The organism is Mucilaginibacter sp. BGA-UO-ETr-C110 (assembly GCF_059567985.1).
The window spans coordinates 4371955-4392193 of sequence record NZ_JCAQPB010000002.1; the positions used below are offsets into that span (position 1 = coordinate 4371955).

General features: G+C 41.6%; 19 protein-coding genes. 15 read left to right on the top strand and 4 right to left on the bottom strand.

Annotated elements, in window-relative coordinates; all coding sequences use genetic code 11:
* The first annotated feature begins 163 nt into the window (after positions 1-163).
* Positions 164-976 carry an alpha/beta hydrolase gene (locus AC57BQ_RS18775; RefSeq protein ID WP_496407722.1) on the top strand — a complete coding sequence of 271 codons (813 nt, stop codon included), beginning with the start codon at positions 164-166 and terminating at the stop codon, positions 974-976.
* Positions 977-995: 19 nt separating this feature from the next.
* Complete coding sequence (locus AC57BQ_RS18780) at positions 996-1946, top strand: alpha/beta hydrolase (protein WP_496407723.1); 951 nt, start codon at positions 996-998, stop codon at positions 1944-1946.
* A 106-nt stretch (positions 1947-2052) separates the two neighbouring features.
* Here the strand turns inward: AC57BQ_RS18780 and AC57BQ_RS18785 are convergent, their stop codons facing one another.
* Entirely contained in the window at positions 2053-2538 is a 486-nt protein-coding gene (locus AC57BQ_RS18785; protein WP_496407724.1) for a hypothetical protein, read from the bottom strand.
* Positions 2539-2794: 256 nt separating this feature from the next.
* On the opposite strand from AC57BQ_RS18785, the gene AC57BQ_RS18790 reads away from it, so the two are divergent.
* The 8 genes from AC57BQ_RS18790 (at position 2795) to AC57BQ_RS18825 (ending at position 8411) form a co-directional block, all read left to right on the top strand.
* Complete coding sequence (locus AC57BQ_RS18790; RefSeq protein ID WP_496407725.1) at positions 2795-3196, top strand: OsmC family protein; 402 nt, start codon at positions 2795-2797, stop codon at positions 3194-3196.
* Between the two features lie 22 nt (positions 3197-3218).
* Positions 3219-4112, top strand: a complete 894-nt coding sequence (locus AC57BQ_RS18795) for a hypothetical protein (protein ID WP_496407726.1) — start codon at positions 3219-3221, stop codon at positions 4110-4112.
* A gap of 196 nt (positions 4113-4308) precedes the next feature.
* Positions 4309-5331: a sensor histidine kinase gene (locus AC57BQ_RS18800; protein WP_496407727.1), complete on the top strand. Its 1023-nt coding sequence runs from the start codon at positions 4309-4311 to the stop codon at positions 5329-5331.
* A complete protein-coding gene (locus AC57BQ_RS18805) occupies positions 5312-6073 on the top strand; it encodes a LytR/AlgR family response regulator transcription factor (protein WP_496407728.1) in 762 nt (253 codons plus the stop codon). Before AC57BQ_RS18800 ends, AC57BQ_RS18805 begins: the two co-directional genes overlap by 20 nt.
* Before the next feature lie 136 nt (positions 6074-6209).
* Positions 6210-7022 carry a DUF1223 domain-containing protein gene (locus tag AC57BQ_RS18810; protein ID WP_496407729.1) on the top strand — a complete coding sequence of 271 codons (813 nt, stop codon included), beginning with the start codon at positions 6210-6212 and terminating at the stop codon, positions 7020-7022.
* On the top strand, positions 7019-7207 hold the full coding sequence (locus tag AC57BQ_RS18815) for a hypothetical protein (RefSeq protein WP_496407730.1): 189 nt from the start codon (positions 7019-7021) through the stop codon (positions 7205-7207). Before AC57BQ_RS18810 ends, AC57BQ_RS18815 begins: the two co-directional genes overlap by 4 nt.
* Positions 7208-7275: 68 nt before the next feature.
* A complete protein-coding gene (locus tag AC57BQ_RS18820) occupies positions 7276-7707 on the top strand; it encodes a hypothetical protein (RefSeq protein WP_496407731.1) in 432 nt (143 codons plus the stop codon).
* A gap of 23 nt (positions 7708-7730) precedes the next feature.
* Positions 7731-8411, top strand: a complete 681-nt coding sequence (locus tag AC57BQ_RS18825; protein ID WP_496407732.1) for a metal-dependent hydrolase — start codon at positions 7731-7733, stop codon at positions 8409-8411.
* Between the two features lie 73 nt (positions 8412-8484).
* On the opposite strand, the gene AC57BQ_RS18830 is transcribed toward AC57BQ_RS18825, so the two are convergent.
* From AC57BQ_RS18830 to AC57BQ_RS18840, 3 genes are all read right to left on the bottom strand, one after another.
* Entirely contained in the window at positions 8485-8961 is a 477-nt protein-coding gene (locus AC57BQ_RS18830) for an organic hydroperoxide resistance protein (RefSeq protein ID WP_496407733.1), read from the bottom strand.
* 138 nt (positions 8962-9099) lie between these two features.
* Positions 9100-10158 (bottom strand): alpha/beta fold hydrolase, encoded by a 1059-nt coding sequence (locus AC57BQ_RS18835; RefSeq protein WP_496407734.1) that lies wholly within the window; start codon positions 10156-10158, stop codon positions 9100-9102.
* Between the two features lie 85 nt (positions 10159-10243).
* Positions 10244-11524, bottom strand: coding sequence for an epoxide hydrolase family protein (locus tag AC57BQ_RS18840; RefSeq protein WP_496407735.1), 1281 nt, complete (start codon positions 11522-11524; stop codon positions 10244-10246).
* 845 nt (positions 11525-12369) lie between these two features.
* On the opposite strand from AC57BQ_RS18840, the gene AC57BQ_RS18845 reads away from it, so the two are divergent.
* From AC57BQ_RS18845 to AC57BQ_RS18865, 5 genes are read left to right on the top strand one after another with little or no spacing between them, the layout of a single operon-like run.
* Positions 12370-15537, top strand: coding sequence for a SusC/RagA family TonB-linked outer membrane protein (locus AC57BQ_RS18845; protein ID WP_496407736.1), 3168 nt, complete (start codon positions 12370-12372; stop codon positions 15535-15537).
* Positions 15538-15557: 20 nt separating this feature from the next.
* The gene (locus AC57BQ_RS18850) at positions 15558-17060 is read left to right on the top strand and encodes a RagB/SusD family nutrient uptake outer membrane protein (RefSeq protein WP_496407737.1); all 1503 of its coding nucleotides are present in this window, start codon (positions 15558-15560) and stop codon (positions 17058-17060) included.
* Between the two features lie 21 nt (positions 17061-17081).
* Positions 17082-17771, top strand: a complete 690-nt coding sequence (locus AC57BQ_RS18855; protein WP_496407738.1) for a fasciclin domain-containing protein — start codon at positions 17082-17084, stop codon at positions 17769-17771.
* Positions 17772-17778: 7 nt separating this feature from the next.
* Positions 17779-18777 (top strand): hypothetical protein, encoded by a 999-nt coding sequence (locus AC57BQ_RS18860; protein ID WP_496407739.1) that lies wholly within the window; start codon positions 17779-17781, stop codon positions 18775-18777.
* A 16-nt stretch (positions 18778-18793) separates the two neighbouring features.
* Entirely contained in the window at positions 18794-19915 is a 1122-nt protein-coding gene (locus AC57BQ_RS18865; RefSeq protein ID WP_496407740.1) for a DUF3472 domain-containing protein, read from the top strand.
* The last annotated feature ends 324 nt before the right edge of the window (positions 19916-20239 follow it).

Consider the following 20239-nt stretch of genomic DNA (forward strand, 5'->3'; position numbering starts at 1 on the left):
ATACCCGGGAACAATTGTCCCCGGGTATTTTTTTGGGACAGGCCGGCGGATTGGCGCAGATATAAAACTGATGAGCATTATCATCTTACCATCATAAAGCTTAAATTAGATAACAATTTTTTAAGCTACCCGTCTCTCCTATACATCATATTTAATAACCCCTATGAAAACCTCCATCAAACTCGGCATAGCAGCCTTAGCCTTTAGCATATTTTCAGGTTCAATTTCAAATGCTTATACCATCAATAAATCAACCAGCTTACCTCCATCCATCAGCAATAGCCCAAACATTAAAAACATAGTACTTGTACATGGTGCCTTTGTAGATGGCTCCGGGTGGAAACCTGTTTATAATATACTGGTTAAAAAAGGCTATCACGTAACCGTTGTGCAACAGCCCTTAACTACATTTGAGGGCGACGTTGCTGCCGTTAAAAGAATTATCGCCCAGCAAAACGGACCTTGTATTTTAGTGGCCCACAGTTATGGCGGAGCCATTATCACCACTGCCGGGAATGACCCTAAGGTTGCAGGATTGGTATACATTGCCGCTCATGCTCCTGATAACGGCGAAAGCGAAGCCGGTAATGGCAAGCTTTATCCATCGGCCTATAAATCACTTCAAAAGGGCGCGGATGGCTTTGATTATATCGATCCCGCTAAATTTTATGCTGATTTTTCTGCAGATCTTCCAAAAGAACAAGCGGAGTTCATGGCCAATTCACAGATGCCTACAGCTGATGTTGTGTTTCATGCCATTATAGCAAACCCTGCCTGGAAAGTAAAACCAAGCTGGTATATGGTAGCCAAGTCTGACAGGATCATCAACCCCGACCTGGAACGGATGTATGCTAAACGGGCCCATAGCCACACTGTGGAGATAGCAGGCGCCAGTCACTCCGTATTTGAATCTCATCCCCAGGATGTAGCCAAATTAATTATTGAAGCCGCTACTCAATCGACCAAAAAGAAATAATTACCCGTATTTTTTAACAATGAATAAGCACATAAAATCCAATATATCTCTTTTTATCAGCGTTTTTACAGTTATACTGCTTCTGTTTAACAAAAATATAGCCATTGCTCAAAGCGCTGCCCAAACAGAAGAGATCCCGCTTTGGCGGGGTACGCCTCCGGATGGCCCGGGTCCGCAAGGGCCTGAAAATATAAGCGCGAAGGGTTCCTACACCAACATTTCTGCGCCCAGGTTAATTGTTCACAAGCCAGAGCATCCTAACGGAATAGCCATACTGGTGATCAGCGGTGGCGGCTACGCTCATCTGGAAGCCGGGAAAGAAAGCACCCCGGCTGCTAACTGGCTGCAGTCTGAGGGAATTACAGCATTTGAGCTTATCTATCGTTTACCCGGCGAAGGCTGGGCTAATGCCAATGTACCTTTTGAAGACGGGCAACGGGCCATGCGTATCATCAGGAGCCTATCAAAAAAATATGGATATGATCCGCACCGTATCGGGGTCATGGGCTTTTCGGCAGGCGGTCACCTTGCCGGGATGACGGCAACCACATTTGATCAGCAATTCTATACTCCTGTTGATAAAACTGATCTTGTACCCGCCCGTCCGGATTTCGCCGCACTGCTTTACCCGGTGATAACCATGCTGCCCCCATATGATCATACGCATTCAGAAAAAGAGATTATAGGCAAACATCCCGACAGGGAAGCTCAAAAACGCTACTCGGTGCAGCTGCATATTACCCAGAAAACACCACCAACCTTCCTGGCCCAGGCAGAGGATGATCCTATCTCCAATGTGCAGAATAGCCATTTAATGTACACGGCATTACAAGATCATCAGGTACCAACCGAAATACACCTCTTCCCCATCGGCGGGCATGGCTGGGGCATGGGCGCCCCCGGTTCTCCTGAGCAGGAATGGCCAAAATACTTTAAAGCCTGGCTCCAAAAAATAGGAATATACCGGTAGTTTGAACCATCAGCAAAACAAAAAGCTCTGCAACACGCAGAGCTTTTATATAAAAACCGACCAATAAAAATACCCCTATTATTTACGTCCCGGCAAGATCAATCGCTTACGGTTTAGCAAGGGCAATATCTATTTTCCCATCCTCCATACCTTCTATATTCTTGTCAGTAAATATGGTTTTGGAAGTTTTCTCCAGGGCAGTTAACAGATCTTCTGTACTACCTTTGGCATGAGCCACTAAAATAATAGAACCAGTACCGCTAAATTTCATTTTAGTGCTATCAACCCCGGCGCAGGCTTTTACATTGGTATTCAGTTTCCGGAGGTTTTCCATGGTGATACCTTTAATAGTAATAACCGTTTTATATCCTGAAAGCGCGTTAACAGGTGCGGGTGCAGCTGTATCAACTTTCTTTTTCTTTTTAAAGATCCCGAAAACTTTGTCGGTTGTGGAACCGGCTCTGCCCGCGGTATTTGTCGCGTTATCGGCCTTGTTAAGTAAGTTATTTGCTTTGTCGATAATACTCTGTGCTTTCACTGTAGATATCCCTGTAAGTACAGTGAGCAAAATTAAAACGATAAGATTTTTCATGACGGATTGGTTTGGTTAATGCTTGTATAGATTATTTGATAAATGCTGGTAAACTTTACATAGTTCCCTTAGATGTGTTGAGGTTATAGGGATATCTTACACATCATTAATTACTATACAAAACTATTTCATAAATACATCAATGGAAATACCAGTATTTTTGGAATTATTTATACCAGTTTTTAGGTAGTTGATCAAACCTGTTTAAATCGCGTTTCCAAAAACATTAACTTCACTTATAATAATTATTAACCGTATGGCAACTATTTCAACAACGTATATTGGTGATTTAAAGACTGAAGCGATCCACCTGCAATCGGGCTCTAAACTCATTACCGACGCGCCAACTGACAATCATGGAAAAGGTGAGGGCTTTTCCCCAACAGACCTGCTTGCCGAATCATTAGCCGGCTGTGTTTTAACCGTAATGGCTTTGGCTGCGCGTTCGCATGGTATCAATATGGATAATACTAAATGCGATGTTTCCAAAGTTATGGCACCAAACCCACGCAGGGTAGCAGAGATCATCCTCGATTTTAAATTCCCAATGGAGTATACCGATCAGGAAAAAAAGATCCTCGAATTGGCAGCGGCAACCTGCCCGGTATCTGTAAGCCTGCACCCGGATCTTAAAAAAACTATCAATTTTGGATGGTAACACTATCGGTACACAATCAATAATGGTTTTAGCAGAAATACAAGCCGACATACAAGCAATAGAACAAGACGAGGCGATCTACCAGGAAATCAATTTTAACAGCCGGGCAAATGCTATCGACTTTATTGATTTCCACATCCTTGACCGGATTGAAGGACTGCTGCAAAACCCGGAACAGACAGAAGAATTAAATATACTGCAACAGCGCGCAGAAAAGGTAAAATCCGAGCTGGAAAAAATAGATAGCAACCTGTTTAAACAACTCCGGGAAAAGATCAGAACCGGCATGTATACCGGAGCATCTTTCAGAAAAGCTATTGATCAATATTTTGAACACGACGTTAGTCCGGCAGATAACATCGGTTATGACAACCTGGATGATTTTATCAACGGGCTTTTATCTGACCAGGTCATTCCTGAAGCTACCATGGAGCGGGAACCCGAAATGGTATTTTATCAAAAAACACCCGCCAGAATAATATTCGAGATAGTGGAACTTGCCGACTTAAGGCAGGAGGATGTCTTTTTTGATTTAGGATCAGGCTTGGGGCAGGTAGCAATTCTGGTGAATCTGATCAGCGGGGTGGTAGCCAAAGGAGTTGAATATGAACCGGCTTACTGCAATTACGCTAAAGCCTGTGCGTCGCAACTCAACTTATCCCATGTTGAATTCATCAATATAGACGCCCGGCAGGCAGATTACTCTCGGGGCACGGTATTCTTTTTGTATACACCTTTTGAAGGAGAGATCCTACAAACCGTACTGGAAATATTGCAAAAAGAATCCCTAAAAAGAGCCATCAAGATTTTTACCTATGGCCCCTGTTCGGAAATAGTGGCTCAGCAGAATTGGCTCAGTTGTGTACATGGCGAGGCGAATGATCCATATCAACTATGTGCGTTTAAAAGTTTGTGAATAACGCTCATTGCCCTAAATATTCACGGCTGCAATAGTCTGGTTGAAGATGTAAAATGTCTAACTCAGCCACAAACAGATAAGTAACTCTCTGCCTGGGTTGTAACTTAGCAATATAACCGGGATAATGAAGGCGATAATTTACTTTATCTTTGCCTTACATCCATTTGCATTCCCGTAAAACAATTGATTCTAAATGAAAAATACAAGCTTTAAAATATCTCCCGGGATCATATGGGTCAGTTCAATATTTCTGGGTTTATTGTCATCCGTCCCGCAAATTGCCGAGCGGCATTTCAACCCGGCAGAAGCTGCTGTAAACTCCGCGATTACCGGTTTATTTGCCCTTTTTGTATGGTATTATAATATATACACGCTGCGCGGAAACCCGGTTACTAATCGTTCAAACAGGAGCTTTTCTTACTACCGGCTCATGAGCAGCTTGTTGATTGGTATTGGGGTCATGCTGGCTTTGGCGTCCATACAGCAGCTCATATTATCGCACATCAACTTCGGACCGGTAATGTTGATGGTTGAAGTGCGAGGTATACTCATTAACCTTGTTTTTTATATGTTCATACACCTCATGTATCAAAACTACAAAAACCAACAGGTTAGTATCGAGCTGGAGCGCACCAAGTCCGACAACCTGGGGGCGCAATATGAATTATTGAAACAACAAATTAACCCCCACTTTTTATTCAACAGCCTAAATACGTTGAAAGCGATGGTTGAAACTAATGATAAAAATTCGGTAGATTTTATTCTGAAACTGTCTAACTTTTATCGCTTCACACTGGAAAGCCGTAAGCTGGATCTGATCCATTTATCGGAAGAGCTGGAAATAGTGGAAGCTTACAATTTTTTATTAAAGGCCCGGTTTGAGGATGGTTTTACTTTCACCAATACCATCGATGAAAAATATTTTGGCACCCTAATCCCCCCGTTTACTTTACAATTGCTGATAGAAAACTGCATTAAGCATAACGTCGTGTCATTGGAGCGCCCGCTACATATCAAATTTTATGAGGAGAACGATAGCTTAGTTATGGAAAATCAGGTACAACCTAAAAGAAATGAGGAATCATCATTGGGTGTTGGTCTTAAAAATATCAACCTGCGTTATAGCCACCTCTTAGATAAAAAAATAGAGATCATAAACGATAATAAAATATTCAAAATAAAACTCCCGGTAATACATGAACATTATCATCATTGAAGACGAATTAAAAGCGGCCCGCTCATTGGAAAATATGATAGCCGAGGTTAGGCCGCAGGCAAAAGTGATAACACAGCTGCAAAGTATTGAAAGCTCCATAAAGTATCTGACTGAAAACAAGCAGCCCGACCTGATATTTATGGACATCCAACTTTCGGATGGCCTTTGTTTTGAAATTTTCAAATCCGTTAAGATCACCTGCCCTATTATTTTTTGTACAGCGTTTGATGAGTATTCGCTGGAAGCATTTAAAGCCAACAGTGTGGATTATGTGCTGAAACCATTTTCAAAAACCGATATCACCGATGCTTTTAAAAAGGTTGATGAGCTTAAAAACTTTTTCCAGCAGAGCATTATGCCCGATCTGGGTAATTTGTTATCGCAGATTGCACCACCGGCCGGCAAAAAGAGTTTCCTGGTATTTAAGCAGAACAAATACACCACCGTATCTACCGATAGCATCGCTTTCTTTTATATCCGGAATGAGGCTACATCCATCATGTGTTTTGATCAACAGGAGTATTCTTTAAGTCAATCGCTTGACCAGGTGATCAGCTTATTATCACCCGTACAGTTCTTCAGATTAAACAGGCAGTATATTGTGAACTTTAACGCGATAAAAGAAGTGGAACATTACTTTATGCGTAAGCTATTTGTAAAGCTTACCATCCCCACACCCGAGAAATTGCTGATTAATAAAGAGAAAGCCCCTGTTTTTTTAAACTGGCTCGAGAACAGGTAAAATACAACGGTAAGCCCAATATTTTGGAGTTCATAAATGTCCAATCGGACCGGGATTATGACTAACTGAGCCTTTTTACACTAAACAAGCAGCTGTTAGGAGAATACTTTTGAGGTAATTAAAAAAATCAGAAGATATGAAAACTCTCAAAATTTTAACTTTTTGCACGGGTGCAATAGCATCCTTATTGATAGTGGCAGCTTTGATCGATCCGTCAACAGCCTCTCCTAAAAAAGACAATCCCCCGGTTACCGGAAAAGGATTCGCCTTGCTGGAATTGTTTACATCCGAAGGCTGCTCCAGCTGTCCGGCTGCCGACGACCTCTTGGCCAAAATTCAAAAAGAATCAAAAGATAAACCCGTTTATGTGCTGGCCTATCACGTTGATTACTGGAACCGCCTGGGCTGGAAAGATGTATTCAGCAATGCCGAATTCTCCAAACGGCAGGTTGCTTACGGCCAATGGCTCAATAACCCTCAAATTTACACCCCACAGGTTGTTATTAACGGAAAAGCCGAATGCATAGGATCGGATGAACCAGCTCTCCGCAATGCTATTTCGGGGGCATTGGCAAGCACAGCATCGGCAGGTGTTGCCTTACAGGTTCAGCAGGATAAAGATAAGCTGGCCATCAATTACCAGGTAACCGGCGGTTCGGCAACGGACCGCTTATTGATAGCCCTTGTACAAAAATCGGCTATCAGCAAAGTAGCGGCTGGTGAAAACAGCGGCCGGACCTTAGCACATGCACAGATAGTACGCCAGCTGCAAACCGTCAACTTAAATTCAGATAAAAAAGGGACAAGCACTATTAAAGCTCCTCTGGGTTTTAACCCACAAAACTGGGAGGTAGTTGGCTTTATCCAAAATACAACTACCGGCGAAGTTTTAACTGCAACCCGGGCCAACCTAAACAGCAATACCAACGTTAAAAGTAATATATTATGAACAGCACAGAAAAGTATAGACAAAGTAGATTATTAATCTCTATCATATCGTTATTCTCTATGTCGTTCCTCACAAGGGCTCCATTTGAAAATAACCCGCAGGATTGCGCTATGATCAGCGTTGCAGGGAGAAAGAGCAAAAGCAATCAGCCAACCGATGAGGATACTATGCGACTATCCGCATAAACAAATCCCAGCTCCTCAAAAGAGAGCTGGGATTATTATTATAAACAGTACAGTAAAATATCTTATTCATGAAAAAGTTACTTTTAATAGCGGTAGCATCGTTTCTGAGTATCGGCGCTTATGCCCAAACATCATATGGTTCTGCAAAGGAATTGAAGTGCACAGAAGAAGCCGTGTCATTCAGCACTAATATACGCTCGGGCTGGCACTTCTATTCACCTCATATTGGTTATGCGGATATGCTCAAACCCTCACTTAATTTCAGCCCTTCAAATCTTTATACCAGTAAAAACAATATACCCAACCTACCCTTGCCAGCTAATTTCGAAAAAACATTTAATCCAGGTATCAGTGATACCTCCAAACCCAACCTGTTCCTTCAAAAAATGATGCAAGGCCCGCTTCAGGTAGGCGAAACTATGAGCAAACACGCTTATATCATTTACGATTACAGCCGGTTTTTGCCACAGGCAAGTGCCGGGATCATTACTTTAAATTAATTATCATTACATAAAAACACCCTATGAAAATTACGTATTACGGCCACTCCTGCTTCTCGGTAGTTGCTGGTGGCAAACACATTTTATTTGACCCCTTTATTACAGGGAATGAATTAGCCAAAGACATTGATATCAATACCATACCAGCAGATTACATATTTGTATCACACGGACATTTTGACCACATGCTTGATGTGGTGGCCATTGCCAACCGCACGGGAGCCATGGTGGTAGGCATTTGGGAGCTGTACTCTTATTTCAGCAAACAAGGGGTAAAGAATGTACACCCCTTAAACCCAGGTGGTCAGGTTGTATTTGATTTTGGCACAGCCAAATCAGTTATAGCTCAACACTCCAGCAGTCTACCAGATGGAACTTATGCTGGTGTAGCTTGCGGCTTTGTTTTAAAAACCCCTGAAGGTAACTTTTATTACAGCGGTGATACTGGTCTTACTTTAGATATGACGCTGATCCCTAAATGGGCAGACCTCGACTTTGCTGTTTTCCCGATAGGCGATGCCTTAACTATGGGCATAGAAGAAGCGATTGAAGCTGCTCAATTTGTTAAAACCAATAAAGTATTGGGTGTTCATTATGATACATTCGGCTTTATTAAGATCGATAAAGCCGGTGCCATTAAGCAATTTAAAACAGCAGGCATAGAGCTACATCTGCCAGCAATAGGTGAAAGCATTGATATTTAAATAGAGTCGAAATTTACCCATAAAAAAGCCTGCCCGATTATTTCGGGCAGGCTTTTTTATTTAGAAAGGGGTATTAAACCAGGTTGATCACCACGTTGATATTACCTTTTGTTAATTTCGAATACGGACAGGTTTGGTGAGCAGCTTCTATCAAAGCTTGTGCTACCTCACGATCTAAACCTGGCAGACTTACATTAAGACGGGCTTGCAGAAAGTAAGCGCCGGAAGTAATACCCAGATCTACTTCTGCATCAATAGCCAGTTCAGCTGGGAGGGTTACTCTCATTTTGGCAGCTGCAATACCCATTGCGCCTTCAAAACATGCTGACCAGCCAGCTGCGAATAACTGCTCTGGATTAGTACCCGGAGCCGATGTACCGGGAGTAGCATGCCTGATATCTAAACGGCCATCATCGCTGCGCGAAAAACCCTCGCGGGCACCTGTTGTACGTACTTTGGCAGTGTATAATACTTTTTCGATTTTGTTATCGGTAATATCTTCGATGATTTTGATTGAATTCACTGGTGAATCTATTTTATTGGTTTCCATTGTTTTGTTTTTTTAAATTGTTGTTTGTTATTGTTGCTCAAATATACCCTCATATCGGGCGCTGTCCTATCAGTAAATACAGCAAGTGGACAACGGGCATGCTGAATCAGACATTTTTAAGCCCGAATATTTCATGGCTTATTTAGTATAACTATCTACTTCGATGATCGCGTCGACAAAAGCCTTTGGAGCCTCCTGCGGCAGGTTATGCCCTACACCACCGGTGATAGTATGGTGCGCATATTTACCGGAGAATTTGTTACGATAAGATGCAGGTTCCGCATGCGGCGCACCGTTGGCATCGCCTTCAAGGGTTATGGTTGGCACAGTTATAACAGGGCTTTTTGCCAGTTGTTTCTCCAGGTCATCATATTTGGTTTCGCCCTCGGCCAGACCCAGTCTCCAACGGTAATTATGGATCACAATGCTCACATAATCTGGATTTTCAAAGGAAGCCGCGCTGCGGTTTAAGGTAGCTTCGTCGAAATTCCATTTTGGTGATGCGGTTTCCCAGATCAATTTCGCGAAGTCACGACGATATTTGTCATAACCCTCACGACCGCGTTCTGTGGCGAAGTAATATTGATACCACCAGCTGTATTCGGCTTTTGGCGGCAGGGGATGCTGGCTGGCCTCCAGGTTGGTCATCAGGTAACCGCTTACCGAAACCAGAGCTTCACAACGGTCTGGCCACAGGGCCGCGATGATGCAGGCTGTCCGTCCACCCCAGTCGTAACCGGCGAATATGGCTTTTTTGATCTGAAGCGCGTCCATCAAATTGATGATGTCTACAGCTACGGCAGACTGCTGGCCGTTCCTGGGTGTATTGTCTGAAAGAAAACGGGTAGTACCATGGCCACGCAAGTGCGGGATAATTACCCGGTAACCTGCAGATACCAGCAAAGGAGCCACATCAACAAAACTATTGATATCATAAGGCCAGCCATGCAGCAGGACAACAACTTTACCGTTGGCCGGGCCAACTTCAACATATCCTATGTTCAGTACGCCGGCTTTAATTTGTTTAATGTTATCAAATGATGTATTTGCACCTGATTTAAAAGCATTTGAATTTGTCGTGATTCCTGTTGTTGATTTTGCAATTGCAGAACCAAATATCCCAAGTTGAGTAGCGGCTATAGTGATGGCCGCAGTACTTAAAAAGCGACGGCGACTGTTTTGAATTTCGTTTGACATCTTGATTTCTCCTTTTATTTTAATGCGTTTGCTGTTTGTTTTAATACACCGACCGACGGCCGGTGTATAGCTTATATAAGATCAGTTATTTACGTAATGATTTGAATGCTGCACGAAGCTCTTCGGCAAATAATTGTGGCTCTTCCCAGGCAGCAAAGTGACCGCCTTTGTTTACTTCGTGGAAATAGATCAGCTTGTGGTAGCTTTTTTCGGCCCAGCTTTTTGGTGCCTGATAGATCTCGCCAGGGAAAACAGTTATTGCGGCAGGGATCGAAATGTCCACAGCGTTGAAATTATTGGCATTATTCTCCCAGTAAAGTTGTGCTCCTGATGTAGCTGTGTTGGTCAGCCAGTATAATGAAATATCATCCAGCATCTCATCTTTGGTCAATGATTTTTCAGGATCGCCACCGCTATAGGTCCAGTCGGCAAATTTATCATAGAACCATGAGGCCAAACCTACCGGTGAATCGGATAAACTGTAACCAATGGTTTGCGGACGGGTTACCATGATGCCGGCATATCCACCACCCCTGGTATACAAATTATTTAATGATTGATAAGCAGCTTTTTCTTTGGCAGAAAGGTTGGCTGGGGCGGGACTACCACTGGCCAGTGATTTTGCTACATCGGCAGGCACGGTAGCTGGCATGTTAACATGGATACCTAATAGTCCTACCGGTTTTTGAGCCGCCATTTTATCTGCAACAACCGAACCCCAGTCACCACCCTGTGATACATAATTCTTATATCCTAAACGTTTCACCAATACATCCCAGGCACGGGCTATGTGATCAGCATTCCAGCCGGTACCGGTAGGTTTACCAGAAAAACCATAACCAGGCATAGAAGGTATAATTACATCAAATGAATCTTCTTTACGGCCTCCATAAGCTTCGGGATCGGTCAGCGGACCAACAACTTTCAGCAATTCAAAAACAGAACCCGGCCAGCCATGGGTGATGATCACCGGCAAAGCATTTGGATTTTTGGAGCGTACATGAATAAAGTGGATGTCCAGACCATCAATATTAGTTATGAATTGTGGCAGGGCATTCAGTTTATCTTCGGCTTTGCGCCAGTCATAGTCTGTACCCCAATATTTTACCAGGGCTTGTATTTTGTCCAGTTGGGCGCCTTGTGAGCGATCAGTAACTGTTTCTTTTTCGGCCCAGCGGGTTGCTTTTACCCGCTGGCGCAGATCGGCAACTGCTTCATCTGAAATATGAGCGTGAAAAGGACGGATAGCATCAGGCTGCTGAGTATTGGCAGATGTGCTGGTTTGAGCAAAGCTGGTAGTTGCTGTAAACAGGACAAAAGCACCGGCGATAATTTTACTGATAAGGATGTGTTTATTCGTTTTCATGATTTAAATTTTTTGAGTTTTTGTTATTGTTTCCTCAAAAGTATCCTCACCATGTCCCTAACCTAACCACTATATATGGTAAGTAGACAAAGCCTATCCCGAACCGGTCATTTTTAAACCCCAATTTTATTTGAAAGAGATGTTATGAGTCCAAGGTATGCCGGAATTGCGTTTGAATACACATAACACTGCATTCAAAGCAACTAAAAAACAGCGTGATAAGATGTAATAGATATCATCGCATTAAATTTAATCACATCAAACGTTTGCGTTATTTTTTGAAAAAGCATAGTTTCATTTTCCTGATAAAGCGTATGATTCGGGTTTTAACAAAAAACAGGGATATTTTTAGATGTCTTTAAATTTTTGATTTTTGCTGCGTTTATTTTCAATAAAAGGGACTTCTAACGTATTTGCATATCTTTTATTTTAAAATTGATATAAAATCATAAAAAATTACCTTTCTATAACAAAACTATCCTCCTTTTTTACCTATATCAACTAGTTTTTCTCTCATTTTTTAATAAAAATGAGCCCTTATCCGCGATTTAAGCTCCTCTTTTCTGTTTTAACTATTAAATAATATACTTTTTTAACTACGGTGTAATAAAACATCAGCAGCAAACGTTTGCGTGCCCTTTAATTAGGTGCTCAATAAAATTATTCGATAGGTTTGGTTTAAGAGATTATTGGTTTTCTGATTGAAAAGCAATCACTTACGAGTTAAGTCCGACACTGAAAGTGGGGCTGTTTATCAGTGCAAATTAAGGTATGTATTGTTAACCGGCGATTATCCAATAATTAATTATAAAACAATCCAATTTATTTATTTAACCCAGTAAAGCATGATGAACATTTACAAAAAGATTCTGATTTGTTGTTTGCTGTTATTTTATTACGGGCTTGCCTACGCCCAGGTAAACGTAACAGGTACAGTTAAAGGCGCCGATGACGGCAGAGCCATCCCCGGGGTTTCGGTAACCGTTAAAGGAGAGCAACGGGGAGCAATTACCGACTCGGAAGGTAAGTTTAAAATCTCCGTCTCTACCAATGCCGTCCTCCGGTTTTCATTTATCGGTTTCGATGCCAGGGAGGTTGATGTTAATGGCAAATCGGTTATTAACGTAAACCTTCAACCATCCAAAAATGAGCTAAATAATGTGGTTGTAGTAGGTTATCATGAAATTAAGCAACGGACTACTACCGCCGCCATAACGGTAATTTCTGGTAAGGATATAGAAAACTTACCAGCACCCAGTTTTGATATTGCCTTACAGGGTAAGGTAACAGGGGTTAATATTCAAAATTTCAGTGGGCAACCAGGAGTACGTAACACTTTCACAGTTAGGGGTAATTCGTCATTATCATCTAATCTTTCCGAAGCCAATGCGCTGAGCACTCCCTTGTTTATTATTGATGGAGTACCTACCAGCCTCACGGATTTAGGTAATTACGATAATACCCAAACCGACGTATTGGCGGGCATCAACATTAATGATATTGAAAGCATACAAATTGCCAAAGACGCCGCTGCTACAGCCATATGGGGCTCAAGGGGTGCAAATGGCGTAGTAACTATAAAAACAAAGAGAGCGGTTAAAGGAAAACCGCAAATAAACTTAAACGTTTACGGTGGTTTCTCTGATCAGCCTAAATTAGTTGAAACAGCCACCGGCTCTTTTGAGCGGAATCAAAAACTTAATTTCCTAACCCAACAGGGTGGTGTAAGAGCCATTGGTTCATTACCACAAATGCTCACAGACAGTTTAAATCCGGCATTTAATAATGCCACTAACTGGCAGGGATTGTTTTACCGTAAAGGCTATATCCACAATGTCGATCTATCCATAGCCGGTGCTACGGATGCTATTAATTACCGCTTCAGCTTGAATAACTATGACGAGAATGGCGTTTTATATGGAACAGGCTTTAAGCGATATTCCTTCCGCTCGAATATTGATTATCAGATCAATAAAAAACTGAGCACCGAGGTAAACATCAGCTTTTCGAGGGTCGACAGGCAACCAGGTTTAGGCAACGACCCGCATGAGATCAATCCTTTATCTGGTTTTCAACAGCCAAGTTCATTGTACTATACCAATGACACGGATATTGCCAGATACCGGGGTGATTATGATCAATTAAGAAACCTGGACAGAAACGATCTCTTAACCGGCTTTATAGGTTTACACTACCAGATACTACCTGGGTTATTGTATAAAATTGAAGGATCGGGTAGCACTAATATGAGCCAAAACCAATTTAGCTCACCTACAACACTATCGGCACAGGGGATTGCCACTTCTTATGACTACAGCAGCAATTATGTGTCTGCCAACGTCAATAACGTTTTATCCTACGGACGAAAAATTGGCACCAATCACAATATCAATATCCTGGTACTGCAAAACTTTCAAAGGGATGTGGTAAACAGCAAAAACATCTATGGAGATAACGTTCCAGATGATAATATAAAAGTGGTTCAGGGTGTTCCGCAAGCCAGTTTAACCGCTTCAACTGATTACCAGGCATCGTCGCTGCTATCTTATGCTACTCAGGTGCATTACGATTATAAAGAAAAATACCTGTTTGATGCTACCATGCGTGCAGATGCTTCGTCAAGGTTTGGTTCTAACCACAAATGGGGATATTTTCCATCGGTAAGTGCGGGCTACATCCTTTCTGATGAGAATTATCTAAAATCGGTAAAATGGATATCACTCTTGAAATTAAGAGCAAGTTATGGTGTAAATGGTGATCAGCCATCCAGTTTTTACGCGCCTTATAATGGTTATAATTTAACACAAGGTTATTACAATGGTGTGGCCATGGGTACGCCTAACTTTAATACAGGCAATGGTGTTACTGATAAAAACCTTACCTGGGAACCAACCAAGCAATTTGATATCGGCTTTGATGGCGCTTTTTTTAACAACCGTATTAACCTTACCGTCGATTATTATAACAAGATCCAAAGTAATAAGTACTATACATTCCCATTAGCCTTTTATACCGGGTATACACAACAAACCTCTAACTCGGGTTTATCTGTCGGCAACTCTGGTATCGAGGTTAATATTGACACTCATAACCTTCCTCCTTCCAGCAAATTTCAATGGAACACCAACTTTAACTTTTCGTATAATAAAAATCAGATCCGGAGTCTTCCCAACGGTAATCGAACCATTTATGCAACTTATAATGATCCCAATAGTGGCTTAGGCATCAATTACATTTTCCAGGTAGGTAAGCCAATGTATATGCTTAACCAGATGATCTATCAGGGAGTTTACAATTCACAATCACAGGTACCGGTTAATCCATATACAGGTCAGGCCCTTACCTATTTTAAAGGAAATTACGGGGTTAAACCAGGCTATCCAATATGGATGGATGCTAATGGCGATTTTGATGTTTGGTCTGACGAGGACAAAGGTAATGCCCAAGGCGACTTGCTGCCTACCGCGAATCCAAACCCCGCTATAACAGGTGGTTTTAACAATAACTTCAGTTATAAAAATTTCTCATTAGGCATCGGGATGACCTTTACATTAAAAAGGGATATCATCAATAGTTTGCTATCTAACCAGTATGATAACTGGGCAAATGGTGTCACCAACTTTACCAACTCAGGCATTCCGGATTTGTCCAAAATTGGATTCTGGGATCCTGTATTAGCGGCTAAAGATCCGGCAGGCTATAAAGCCAAATACCCGGCACTAAACCCAAGCGGAGCTTATTTTTACCAGTTCTTCCCGTTCTCAACCATGTTTAATGAAAACGGAGCTTATTTAAAAATTACCAATATCTCTTTAGGGTACAAACTTTCTAAAAAATATTTAGATGCTTTGGGACTTTCGGGTTGCCGCTTCTACGCTGTATTACAAAACGTGTATACTTTCCAAAAAGCCAAAGTTCCTGACGCCGAGCAGGTAAATCCATTTGGTATTTACGATGGGGCAACTTACCCTATTCCTAAAAAAATAACCTTGGGTGTAAATGTTCAGTTTTAATTAATTCAATGAAATTACAGATGAAAAAGTATATAAATAAATACATTATAGCTATAATTATTTGCGGCCTTGGATTAATTACCTCCTGCAAAAAATATATTAATGAAGGGCCCATTGATACACCAACCGACGATAACTTCTGGTCAAGTGAAAGGGCTGCCGAAAGTGGACTGGCAGGCGCATACGGCCTGTTACGTACAGCTTTAACCAATGGCAAAGCATATTTTATTTTAGGAGATGCTACGGCCAATGAATTTACCTATGGTAGCGACTGGACAATAGGCTCTCTAAGCTCTGCCAATCAGTGGAATTTTAATTATGTTCCTTATAATGAGTCGGTGTTGCACAATTGGACCAGCTTTTACCAGGTGATAAGTCAATGTAATTTGATACTGAGCAAGGTACCCAATATTCCTGCTTCCAAATTCACAGACGACCCTGTGGCCACCAGAAATCAAATCATGGGCGAGGCTTATTTTATCAGGGCCTATTGCTACTATTATATTACCCAGGTTTGGGGGCAACCGGTTATAGTTACACAAGCCTATACCGACCCCATCAATGCCAAACCTATAGCCCGCAGTTCAGATGCCGATGGTTTTAACCAGGTAGTGAGCGATCTGAAAAAGAGCTCAAATCTTTTAAGCTATAATTACTCAGATGCTTCAAAAGTTGCTGTTCAGGCAAGTAAAGGGTCGGCATTGGCACTTTTATCAAAGGTATATATGTGGCAAAAGCAATATCAGTTAGCATCAGCCGCTGCGGATAGTGTGATACAATATGGCAATTATTCGCTGGAGCCCGGCGCAAATTTCGCCAATATATTTAAAGGCCAAAGCCCGGAAAGCATCTTTGAGATCAATATGATCTACTCGCCAAATCAGAATGAAGCACAGAGCGGGAGTAGCGGCATCTTTTCCATTTTCCTGGCAGATCCGCTTGTGAAAGGTAAAAGTTCAAGCTGGGCGGTAAATAAGGACTTGATCAATAACTTATATGATACTACCCAGGTGAATAGCGACGTACGTATCAAGGCTACATTTTATGGTTTGCATAGCAATAGTACCCTGATGGTTAAATACGCCAACGTGATCTATCAAAACCCGCAACAACAAACACTGCCCTTTGTGAGCAATAATATGGTTGTTTTACGCCTTGCCGATATATTCCTGTTAAAGGCCGAAGCCGATCTGAACCTGGGAAATACCGGGAGCGCATTGACCTATCTTAACCGCGTGCGTCAAAGGGCAGGTCTTGATCCTTATGTTTTTACAGGGCAGAATGATTTACTGTACACCATAATGGATGAACGGGGAAGAGAATTATACGGCGAAGGTCAATGGTATTTTGACCTCGTACGATCAGGTCTTATTACTAACCCCAACTATGATAATTCTATCGATGGTTATTTACCCAACCGGATAACTAACCGCGGTTATTTATGGCCGCTTGATTTGAGAACCCTTTTACCTCAGGATCCATTGTTAACACAAAACGCATGGTGGGCATCAGCAGGTCAGTAATTCAATTAAACAGACAAGAAAATGAAAAATATAATTAAATTCTTTATGATCTCTGCGTTAGCTGGTATCATACTGGTTTCATGCAAGAAAAACGATTACATCATCGGTGGTAAGTTAGAAAGCAATACAACCACCTTAAGCACTTATGACTATTTAAAAAGTAACAGATATAACATGTTTGATACTTTATTAATGGTAGTTGATAAAGCCGGACTTAAGGATGTGATCAATCAAAAAGGCATAACATTTTATGCCCCTACAGATTTTGCTATTAACAATTATTTACAGGCAAAAACTTTGCAGGCTCAAAAAAAGGACCCTTTTGCCAGGTATAGCATTGATACTTTGATCAAATACGATCTGAATGTTTTTAAAGATTCGCTGAATACCTATATCATTCCTAAAACAGTAACCTATGGGTCGTTAACCGAAAATGGCGTTGTTTTCAATACCTCCAAAACCGGGAGCCAGGCGGTAATATCGTTCGAAAAAACATATGACCCTACTTTAGGGTATACTTCGGCTACCAGCACAGCTCCGAGCCTGGAATACTACACATTTATCAAAGGCAAGCTGCCAAACGTAGTAGTCGCGCCTGACATTCCGGATACGGTTGGTGTTAGGGTACGCTGCCAAACAACAGGCCTTACCACTTCAACAGGTCAGCTTAATGTGCTTAACAACTCGCATGTTTTATTTTTTAAACAATAACCACAACATGAAACGTAACCTATTTTTATATATCCCATTACTTATTATATGCTTAGTAACAAGCTACGCATGTAAAAAAACAGGCACTGGCTTTTTGAGTCCGTACATCCATTACGAGCAAAGCCCTATCATCATTCCAAAAGGACGGGCATTCCTTAGTGCGGGGCTAAATGGAGACGGAACCTCGCAACCTTTTTCTGTAAGGGTGATACATTTTTATGATAAAGCAACAGGTAATATTGTAGATGACCTGTTTAGTAAAACATACCCAGTTTCGGTTTGGACAGCGCTGTATGATCCAAAAACAGATACAACGCTGCAACTGATCAACGCTAAACTTAAAACCATTAATGCAGCGCCAATTTCTATTAATCCATCCAGTGGTCAGATTTCAGGTAATTACGGCGCTTTAAAGCTGCCCGCCGGCGAGTACCAGTTCGACCTGGAAATAAAAAACGAAACTGGAACAAAAATATATCCCAAAATAGGCGATTTTTTACTCCGGGATACCACCACCTTTGAGTCGGTACCAACTATTGGTTCAACCAGCGAAACCAGGATAGTGGTTGGTAATGAGAGCAAGTCAGTAGTTGGCAAACCTCCACTTTTAACGGTTACAAGAATAGCAGATACCCCCAACATGATTACGGTTAAGTATATGGATAAAAACGGGGTGTTCTTTAATCCAAAGAAAGGGGAGATCATCAGTCGGCCGGCTGCCGGGTTAAATCCTGTTCCACCGTATTTACAATCATTGCAGCAGTATACAAAATCATATTATTACACCGATGATGCCATGGTTTTTAAATTTCCGTTCACACCTTTTCCATTAAGCTCTTTAGGCAACGGATATAACATTTATCAAAGGATACCTACTCAGTTTGTACACAATGATGGATTACCCGATGGAATGTACAGTTTAAATCTTCGGTTCCCCATACGTATATATGTACCGGGCTCCTATCTGGTAGTTGAACAAACCATAGATGCAACGCGTGCCAATTAAAAAACACACAAATCAAATGAAATTAAAAATAAAGAGCCTTTTTATTCCGATACTGACCCTCGCCATTGTAACACCTAGCCTTGCCCAGCAAAGCTGCCCCAAATGGGGCCCGTATGTAAAAACCGTAAAAATGGGTAAGATCAAAGCCGAACTGATGATGGCGGATGTGATGTTCCCGGCTGATGGTCTGGCTCCATATACCTATGCCTGCAGCGTGCAGTTTGGTATTGGCAAAAGTGGTGGTTATTGTGGGATACAAAAGGCCGGTTTAAATGAAACCCGCATGCCTAACAATATATTCTCCATCTGGGATTTTCCGAACAAGATCCAGCTATCTGCACAATATAAAGACCCGCTAACTTTTGTTGGCGGCTTTGGAGGTGAAGGTACCGGTTTGCATTCGCATGCCGATTTTGGCTGGAAGCCCGATCATTGGTATACCAATATTGTAAAAAGATGGACCACAAATGACTCCACAACAATGGTAGGTTACTGGATATATGACCAAAGCGAAAAAACCTACCGGCATTATGTAACCTTTGTAGTGCCCGAAAAAGAGGCTATGCTTCATGGGGATATCGGGAGTTTCCTGGAAAATTTTGCCGATGAGCAAAAAAGATCAAGAACAGCGGTTTACAAATCATACTGGATGTTAACGGATCAAAACAAATGGGCACACCCCGATTCCTTAGTAGCTGAAGCAGGTGAAGGATCATGGAAGGCGGAAAAGTATGGCAATGATGGTGTAAGGGTAACTTCATGTGGCACAAACCCGGGACAACCGAAAACCTTTTATCCTACCAGTCAAAAAGATAAACCGGAGATTGTACCGGCAAGTATTTATGATCTGGCCTCTTATTATGATCACTCCCAGAAAAAAATCTTTGTAAACTGGAGTATGTTACCAACTGCGACACCGCAGTTAAGCTATGAGGTAAAAATATACGAAAACAGCTCATACTCCGGCAAGCCCATTGCATCTATCAAGGGGACTGATCCAGACATCACCAGTATAGGATTTTTGGTTAAAGGAATGAACCTGAAAGCCCAGGATTACTATATAGCCCTGCAGATAACGGATATTTTTGGTCAGCTTTCCCCAGTCAAAAAAACAGTTTTGGAAGAAAAAAAGCCATAGGTGTAGTTAAAGTGTAACACTTGCATCTGAAAAGCAAAAGCCCCGGAATTTTAAAATCCCGGGGCTTTTGCTTTAATACTGAACTAAGCATAATCTTTAAATAAGTGAGCCATTTCGTTAAAATTGGGTTTACATGGTTTACACTTTTTACGGTTTACATTAAATTAAATCATTAACAATCAATTATTTAATTATTTTTAATGCTAAAAAGTGGGTTTACACTGTAAACCATAATTTTGTTCGTCCATGCTGGTCGAAATGGCCTGGGGAGTTCTTTATATCGAACTCACGTTAGATAGGCAAAATATTAAATGCATTAAGTAT

Excerpts from the sequence above, each read along its gene's own strand:
- AC57BQ_RS18775 (WP_496407722.1), top strand. The coding sequence starts at position 164 with ATGAAAACCTCCATCAAACTCGGCATAGCAGCCTTAGCCTTTAGCATA.
- AC57BQ_RS18780 (WP_496407723.1), top strand. The coding sequence starts at position 996 with ATGAATAAGCACATAAAATCCAATATATCTCTTTTTATCAGCGTTTTT.
- AC57BQ_RS18785 (WP_496407724.1), bottom strand. The coding sequence starts at position 2,538 with ATGAAAAATCTTATCGTTTTAATTTTGCTCACTGTACTTACAGGGATA.
- AC57BQ_RS18790 (WP_496407725.1), top strand. The coding sequence starts at position 2,795 with ATGGCAACTATTTCAACAACGTATATTGGTGATTTAAAGACTGAAGCG.
- AC57BQ_RS18795 (WP_496407726.1), top strand. The coding sequence starts at position 3,219 with ATGGTTTTAGCAGAAATACAAGCCGACATACAAGCAATAGAACAAGAC.
- AC57BQ_RS18800 (WP_496407727.1), top strand. The coding sequence starts at position 4,309 with ATGAAAAATACAAGCTTTAAAATATCTCCCGGGATCATATGGGTCAGT.
- AC57BQ_RS18805 (WP_496407728.1), top strand. The coding sequence starts at position 5,312 with ATGAACATTATCATCATTGAAGACGAATTAAAAGCGGCCCGCTCATTG.
- AC57BQ_RS18810 (WP_496407729.1), top strand. The coding sequence starts at position 6,210 with ATGAAAACTCTCAAAATTTTAACTTTTTGCACGGGTGCAATAGCATCC.
- AC57BQ_RS18815 (WP_496407730.1), top strand. The coding sequence starts at position 7,019 with ATGAACAGCACAGAAAAGTATAGACAAAGTAGATTATTAATCTCTATC.
- AC57BQ_RS18820 (WP_496407731.1), top strand. The coding sequence starts at position 7,276 with ATGAAAAAGTTACTTTTAATAGCGGTAGCATCGTTTCTGAGTATCGGC.
- AC57BQ_RS18825 (WP_496407732.1), top strand. The coding sequence starts at position 7,731 with ATGAAAATTACGTATTACGGCCACTCCTGCTTCTCGGTAGTTGCTGGT.
- AC57BQ_RS18830 (WP_496407733.1), bottom strand. The coding sequence starts at position 8,961 with ATGGAAACCAATAAAATAGATTCACCAGTGAATTCAATCAAAATCATC.
- AC57BQ_RS18835 (WP_496407734.1), bottom strand. The coding sequence starts at position 10,158 with ATGTCAAACGAAATTCAAAACAGTCGCCGTCGCTTTTTAAGTACTGCG.
- AC57BQ_RS18840 (WP_496407735.1), bottom strand. The coding sequence starts at position 11,524 with ATGAAAACGAATAAACACATCCTTATCAGTAAAATTATCGCCGGTGCT.
- AC57BQ_RS18845 (WP_496407736.1), top strand. The coding sequence starts at position 12,370 with ATGATGAACATTTACAAAAAGATTCTGATTTGTTGTTTGCTGTTATTT.
- AC57BQ_RS18850 (WP_496407737.1), top strand. The coding sequence starts at position 15,558 with ATGAAAAAGTATATAAATAAATACATTATAGCTATAATTATTTGCGGC.
- AC57BQ_RS18855 (WP_496407738.1), top strand. The coding sequence starts at position 17,082 with ATGAAAAATATAATTAAATTCTTTATGATCTCTGCGTTAGCTGGTATC.
- AC57BQ_RS18860 (WP_496407739.1), top strand. The coding sequence starts at position 17,779 with ATGAAACGTAACCTATTTTTATATATCCCATTACTTATTATATGCTTA.
- AC57BQ_RS18865 (WP_496407740.1), top strand. The coding sequence starts at position 18,794 with ATGAAATTAAAAATAAAGAGCCTTTTTATTCCGATACTGACCCTCGCC.